Origin of the sequence: Myroides sp. C15-4 (genome assembly GCF_050522745.1) — a bacterium.
Lineage (GTDB): Bacteria > Bacteroidota > Bacteroidia > Flavobacteriales > Flavobacteriaceae > Flavobacterium.
Genome location: NZ_JBMVQX010000041.1, coordinates 23,040 through 29,699, shown reverse-complemented (window position 1 = coordinate 29,699; position 6,660 = coordinate 23,040). Strand labels below are relative to the sequence as shown.

Annotated in this window: 6 protein-coding genes; 3 read left to right on the top strand and 3 right to left on the bottom strand. The window is 36.3% G+C overall.

Annotated features, from left to right (window positions below):
- The first annotated feature begins 255 nt into the window (after positions 1-255).
- The 3 genes from ACPDHL_RS14515 (at position 256) to ACPDHL_RS14505 (ending at position 2,220) form a co-directional block, all read left to right on the top strand.
- Positions 256-1,107 (top strand): TraB/GumN family protein, encoded by an 852-nt coding sequence (locus ACPDHL_RS14515; protein WP_430533466.1) that lies wholly within the window; start codon positions 256-258, stop codon positions 1,105-1,107.
- 80 nt (positions 1,108-1,187) lie between these two features.
- Positions 1,188-1,625 carry an RNA polymerase sigma factor gene (locus ACPDHL_RS14510; protein ID WP_430533467.1) on the top strand — a complete coding sequence of 146 codons (438 nt, stop codon included), beginning with the start codon at positions 1,188-1,190 and terminating at the stop codon, positions 1,623-1,625.
- The gene (locus tag ACPDHL_RS14505; RefSeq protein WP_430533465.1) at positions 1,615-2,220 is read left to right on the top strand and encodes a hypothetical protein; all 606 of its coding nucleotides are present in this window, start codon (positions 1,615-1,617) and stop codon (positions 2,218-2,220) included. The genes ACPDHL_RS14510 and ACPDHL_RS14505 overlap by 11 nt, the downstream gene beginning before the upstream one ends.
- A gap of 188 nt (positions 2,221-2,408) precedes the next feature.
- Here ACPDHL_RS14505 and ACPDHL_RS14500 read toward each other — a convergent pair whose 3' ends face one another.
- From ACPDHL_RS14500 to ACPDHL_RS14490, 3 genes are all read right to left on the bottom strand, one after another.
- On the bottom strand, positions 2,409-4,394 hold the full coding sequence (locus tag ACPDHL_RS14500; protein WP_430533464.1) for a heavy metal translocating P-type ATPase: 1,986 nt from the start codon (positions 4,392-4,394) through the stop codon (positions 2,409-2,411).
- A 100-nt stretch (positions 4,395-4,494) separates the two neighbouring features.
- On the bottom strand, positions 4,495-5,829 hold the full coding sequence (locus ACPDHL_RS14495) for an MATE family efflux transporter (RefSeq protein ID WP_430533463.1): 1,335 nt from the start codon (positions 5,827-5,829) through the stop codon (positions 4,495-4,497).
- A 109-nt stretch (positions 5,830-5,938) separates the two neighbouring features.
- Positions 5,939-6,625: an OmpW/AlkL family protein gene (locus tag ACPDHL_RS14490; protein WP_430533462.1), complete on the bottom strand. Its 687-nt coding sequence runs from the start codon at positions 6,623-6,625 to the stop codon at positions 5,939-5,941.
- Positions 6,626-6,660: the final 35 nt, after the last annotated feature.

Here is a 6,660-nt window from a genome sequence, read left to right as displayed (position 1 = left end):
GGGAAATGGGAGAAGAGTAGAATCTGCTGGTGAACAAATCACGCAATTAAAGAGAACATCTTCTTTGTATTGAAAATCTCACGTATTTCTCATTTCCCTTCTCTCATTTCTCATTTCTCTTTTCTCATTTCCCTTTTCTCATTTCCCTTTTCCCATTTCCCATCTCCATTCAAACCACGTAAATACTTCAAAAAAAGATGTAACGTTTTTGTATTTTGTGTACTTACTAGTCAAACACTAAATTATAGGTATCGTATGAGACGCTTACTATTAATCATTTTTTTCGTTATATTCTCTTTTGGAGCTAGTTACGCTCAAAAAGCATTAGATAAATCAATCCTATGGGAGATTTCTGGTAATGGTTTAAAAGAATCGTCCTATCTTTTAGGGACCTTTCATATGGTTTGTTCAGCGGATTTATACGTAGCGGATAAAGTTATGAGCGCTATTGGTGCAGTAGATCAAATTGCTTTAGAAGTAAATTTAGCGGATAGGAATGAACTGATGAGCATTCAGGAACTGATGGTTTCGCCAATTACTCTATCCTCTCAATTGACTGAAGTGGAAAAAGAAGAGTTTCGCCTTTTGTTAAAGAAGAAATATGCGCTTGATTTAGAAGTTGTTGATCAGCTTCCACCTATCCTTGTTATGGGGATGTTAGCGATGAAAGAGATTTCTTGTGAGGTAACGGGATACGATATGGAGATTCTACAAATAGGGTTGAGTCAAAATAAGCACTTTATTGGATTAGAACGTTTCAAAGATCAGATTGAAATAACCAATCAGCTTTACACTGCAAAAGAAATTTTACTACAACTCAAGGAAAAAGATAGTACAGAAACAAGCTTTGATTCAATGGTTGTTGCTTTTAATCAAGAAGATATTGAAGCGCTTTATGCTATGGCTATTGATCCTAAGTCTTTGTCTGAAGAGGGAAAAATTAGTTTATTAGACAATCGCAATCGCGCTTGGATAAAAAAAATGCTAGATATCATGCCTAAAAAGCGCACGTTGTTTGCTGTTGGAGCTGGACATTTAGCAGGAGAAGTTGGTGTTATTGCTTTGTTGAAAGAAAAGGGGTTTACTGTTCATGCTATTTTAAACTAAACTTTGTGCAAGTAAAATCAGAAAAAGAATTTTTAGACCGGATTAACGACCATAAAGGTATCTTGTTTAAGGTCGCGAAGCTGTATATGGACGCTTTAGTGGATCAAGAAGATTTGTATCAAGAAATGGTTTGTCAGCTTTGGAAGTCGTATCATACGTTTCAAGGGAATAGTCAGTTTTCTACCTGGATGTATCGGGTTTGCTTGAATACAGCTATTACCTATTTTAAAAAAGACAGTAAAATTACCAAGACAACCTTTCGTCTTGGAGAAGCAGAACATCAATTAAAGAGTGAAGAGAATAATTGGGAGATTGAACAACAGTTGGATTATCTCTATAAGGCTATTCACGAATTAAATGACATAGAGAAAGCACTGATCTTTCTGTATTTAGAGGGATTTTCGCATCAGGAAATCGGAGTGAACCTTGGTATTTCAGAAGGCAATGCCCGCGTTAAGTTGAACCGAACAAAAAGTAAATTACAAGACATAATAAAACGAAAAGGATATGAATTTTGATGAGATAAAAAAATCATGGGACAATCAGTCCATTCAGACGCCAAAGGTTACTAAAGAGGCGCTGTCGACATCTATTGATCGTTTACCTTTAGATCGCATACGCAAAAATGCTTTGAATGATATCATTTTACAAACAGTAGCCATAATCGGAATAGCCTTTTTTCCTCAACTATATGCTATGCCAGAAGAGAACCATTTTTTCTTTTATGGAGTATATGTTTTATTTGCTGTTGTATCGTTCTACTATATTATAAAAATGGCTTTGTTTTATCGCTTATCGAGTACATTAGAAATGAATTCGAGAGATAGTTTGTATGAAGTGTATTTTCACACCCGTATGTATATACAGCTATATGAAAACTTCTGTTTTTCAATTGCGCCATTTGTGATCTTTTTTATTCCGTTTTTTGTGGGTTTTCCTTTGGCTAAAATTAGTTTACTTTTTACCAACTGGATTTTTATTGTGTATTTGATTTTTTTATGCTTTTTTGTGGTTTTCGTGACTAAGTACTGGATTAAACGGTTGTATGGTCGTTATCTCAAACAGATGAAAGAAACCTTAGATCAATTTAAAACAAGTACAGAAGAGGAATAGCAATGTTAGTTGAATGAAAAGAAATAGTAAAGAATAGTAAAAATGAGTATAAAAGAAGTGAGAATACAAACCCAAAAAGTGATTCAATTTGCTTTTGCGTTATTCCTTCTAGGAATGTTGATTGGTGTTATCGTAGCCTATAAACAATAAGAATTCTAAAAAAAGTCCCATATATTTGGGACTTTTTTTTAGATAAATTTCATTTTTTGGATTCTTACCGCGTTTAAGATGGCGAGTAAAGCTACACCAACATCGGCAAAAACAGCTTCCCACATCGTTGCAATTCCACCCGCACCTAGAATCAGTACGATGATTTTTACGACTAGGGCAAAGGTTATATTTTGAATTACGATTTTGCGTGTTTCTTTACCAATGTGAATAGCTGTAGCTACTTTAGATGGTTGATCGGTTTGTATAACGACATCGGCGGTTTCAATTGCAGCATCACTTCCCAGTCCTCCCATGGCTATACCTACATCACTTAAAGCAAGTACAGGAGCATCATTAATTCCATCACCAACAAAAGCAATTGAATGCGTTGGATTTTCCTTTTTCAGTTTTTCAACTTGTTCCACCTTTCCCTCTGGCAGGAGTCCCCCAAGTGCAAAATCAATTTTTGTTTCCTTGGCTACTTTTTGGGTAATGGTATCTTTATCACCACTCAACATGATTGTTTTTAGTACGCCCATTTTCTTCATAAGGCGAATAGCTTCTTGAGCATCTTCCTTAATTTCATCTGCAATCGTAATGTATCCAGCATACGTATTGTCAATCGCAACAACAACAATACTCTCTACAATGTCGTTGATTTCCTGTGGAAAATCAATGCTATGTTGTGCTAATAGGGCGGTATTTCCTACAAGTATTTCTTGGTTGTTGATTACCCCTGCTAATCCTTTACCCGAAATTTCCCTTACATTTTCAGCGACTAATGTCGTTGGATATGCTTCTACGATAGCTTTAGCAATAGGGTGTGTTGATTGTTTTTCGATAGCCGAAACGAGTTGAACAAATTTATCCTGTGGGTATGTTGTTTCTACTTGTTGAACTTTGAATACACCCGCTGTTAAGGTACCCGTTTTATCCATGACAACGATATCCAATTTCGCCATAAGTTCTAAGAAGTTTGATCCTTTGAATAAGATTCCATTTCTCGAAGCCGCACCAATTCCACCAAAATACCCCAGAGGAACCGAAATAACTAAAGCACATGGACAAGAGATGACCAAGAAAACCAAGGCGCGTTCTAACCATTGTGTAAATACATATCCATCTCCTAAGAAAAGATAAGGAACAAAGGTTAACAGCACGGCTAAAAAGAAAACAATAGGCGTGTAAACTTTGGCAAATTTACGGATGTACAATTCAGTCGGAGCCTTACGGGCACTTGCTTCCTGTACCATTTCTAATATTTTAGCCAATGAGCTATCTTGATATAGTTTTGTTGTGCGAACCTCAATCACTTGTTCCAAGTTGATCATTCCCGTTAGCACGACATCTCCTTTTTTATAGGTTGAAGGTTTACTTTCTCCTGTTAGGGCAGACGTATTAAAACTTCCTTTATCTGAGAGTAATTCTCCGTCCAACGGAATTTTTTCTCCTACTTTTACTTGGATGCGTTCGCCAATAGCTACCTCTTCTGGATTGACTATAGTAAAGGCATTGTTTCTAAATACATTAGCTTCATTAGGACGAATATCTAAAAGCGCTTTGATGTTGCCTTTGGCCTTGTTAACCGCCGATTCTTGAAAGAGCTCTCCAATAGTGTAGAAAAGCATTACAGCAACACCTTCTGGATATTCACCAATGGCAAATGCCCCTAAAGTAGCAATTCCCATTAAAGAGAATTCATTGAAAAAATCTTTTTTTAGCAGGAGAGAAAAGGCTTCTTTTAATACAGGTAAGCCAACAGGTACATAAGCAGCTATATACCAAAATAGGCGCAATGTTGGATTGTTGATAAACCAATCGGCTTGGAGTACATTGGCAAAGAATACCCCTAAAAAGAATAACAGTATACTAAAACCAATGGTGTATTTGCTACTCATTTCTCCGTGATTGTGATCGTGATCATCATGGTTGTGGTCCTGCCCCTCGTGGTTGTGTCCAGGAGTTGGTTTTTTGTTGAACTCTAATTTTGAATTACAACAATTGTCTTTATCTTGATGTATCATAACTATTTATATTAATTCTATATACAAAGTTAAGTACTTCTATACAATATAAATAGACTTGTCGCATGTTTGCAACACTGCTACATTTTGGTTCACGGTTTCATGGTTCATGGTTCACCCTCAAATAATTCTTTTTAAAAATATACATCAACGGAAAACTTCTACAACACATCCAAACGGCAAAGGCGATCCAAACGCTATACAGTTGGAAATCCAAATAGTCAAATAAAAGTAGCGTAGGAAGAAAACCACAAAAGGTAGCAAAGATCAGGTTGTTTCTCAAGAATTTAGCATCCCCCATTCCTTTAAAAATACCGTCATAGATATAGGCAAGTGAATTGATGGGTTGAACCAGTAAGATAATCCAGAATACGGAAGTAAATACGCGAATCACTTCGGGATCTTGATTAAATAAGAGGCCAATTTGTTCATAGAAAGCAAAACAAATAGCAATTAGAATAATAGAGATAAGGATGGCATATTTGCTTATGGCTTTGCTCATTTGCCAAAGTGCAGGATAGTTCTTTTCTCCTAATAACTTTCCAGACAAGGCATTACCTGCAGTGGCATAACCATCAATAAAGAAAGAGAAAAACAGCCAGATATTCATCAAAATACTTTGTGCAGCGATGAAGCTTTTACCATATCCAGTGGCATAGGCATTAGCCAAGTAGATAGCTACATTGAGCGTTGCTGTTCGGATAATGAAGTTAAAACTCATGACAATAAAAGGCTTAAGGCTGGGGTTCAGTCTTTTACTCAAACGCATGGTAAATGGCGTGTATTTAAAAAAGTAGTAAAAGGCCATGATCAACATGACGGATTGTGCTACAACACTGGCATAAGCGGCTCCCTTGATGTGATAAGCAGGAATAAGTCCCTCTATTCCATAGACGAGAATATAGGTGAGGATGACATTCAGTGCGGCTCCTGTTAGGCTGCATTTCATGGCCCAGATGGTATTTTGTAATCCCCTAAATACGCCGTATAAAGCAAAGGTGATTAGGGTTAATGGAAATCCCCAGGCCCGAATAACATAGTATTCTTTGGCATACGTTAGGAGTAGGCCTTCTGCATTATAAGCTGTAAAAATTTCATGTACAAAAAAAGTAGTGACCAGGAATAGAAAAAGACTCAACAGAAAGTTAAAGAGAATCGCTTGAGGTATTAATGTTTTAATCACAAGTAAACGTTTGGAACCATAATGTTGTGAAACGGTGGCCGACAAGGATGTCTTTGTTTGTGCAACAACCCAGATAATAGCCGATAAAAAAGATCCTACCAAACCTACTGCTCCTAATGCTTCAACACTATTTTCTTTTATATTTCCAACAATAGCAATATCAGTTAGGGTGATGATTGATTCCGATATTCCAGAAAAAATGGCAGGTATAGCAAGTGCATTAATCCTTTTAAAGGTAATTGGTTGATCCATGTAGTTTGACTCTTTTTGCAAAAGAGCAAAGGTCGACAAAAACACAGAGCAAAAAAAATGTTCCTAGTGGATCCACTAGGAACATAGTATGAAAAAATTAATTAAATAATTAAAAACGCATTCCTACACCAAAACCAATTAACATAGGATCAATTTTAACTTTTGCTGGTAGTTTTAATTGTTCACCTGTTGGATTAAGGTTCGTTACATCAACTGTTACGTCTGTTTTCAAGAATAATTTTTTGAAGTCAACGTTGATAAAGAATTTATCTGTGATGTCGATATCAAATCCAAATTGGTATCCCCAACCAAATTTATTGTCATATGAAATTCCTTTCGCAGCTCCTGATTTTTCATTGTAGAAAAACGTGTAATTCACCCCAGCTCCAACATAGGGTTTGAAGTTACTTGTCACGGGATAGTGATATTGCACCATTAATGTAGGAGGTAATAACCAAACACTACCTAAATCTACATTTGCATTTGATGGCCCAGCAACAGGAGTTAAATCTGAACCTAGTGTTCCAACCGTATGTCTAGATGTTCCTAAGATTAATTCTGCAGCAAGGTTTTCTGTAAAGAAATACGTGAAGTCAAGCTCTGGAATAAAGTTGTTATTCACATCTATTTGTCCTCCAATACCGCCAATGTCAGCCCTATTGTGAGGAATTACTCCTACACCACGTAGGCGTACTTGCCATTTGTAAGAATCTTTCTCTTGTGGTGTTTCTTGAGCAGTTGCTGTATTACCCATTAATAAAACAGCACCTAATAATGATAGAAATAGCTTTTTCATAGTTATCTGTATTACAATTATACTTTAACAAATGT

What these genes read in the sequence shown, in the direction of transcription:
- ACPDHL_RS14490 (WP_430533462.1), bottom strand. Translation starts at nt 6,625, where the DNA reads ATGAAAAAGCTATTTCTATCATTATTAGGTGCTGTTTTATTAATGGGT.
- ACPDHL_RS14505 (WP_430533465.1), top strand. Translation starts at nt 1,615, where the DNA reads ATGAATTTTGATGAGATAAAAAAATCATGGGACAATCAGTCCATTCAG.
- ACPDHL_RS14515 (WP_430533466.1), top strand. Translation starts at nt 256, where the DNA reads ATGAGACGCTTACTATTAATCATTTTTTTCGTTATATTCTCTTTTGGA.
- ACPDHL_RS14495 (WP_430533463.1), bottom strand. Translation starts at nt 5,829, where the DNA reads ATGGATCAACCAATTACCTTTAAAAGGATTAATGCACTTGCTATACCT.
- ACPDHL_RS14500 (WP_430533464.1), bottom strand. Translation starts at nt 4,394, where the DNA reads ATGATACATCAAGATAAAGACAATTGTTGTAATTCAAAATTAGAGTTC.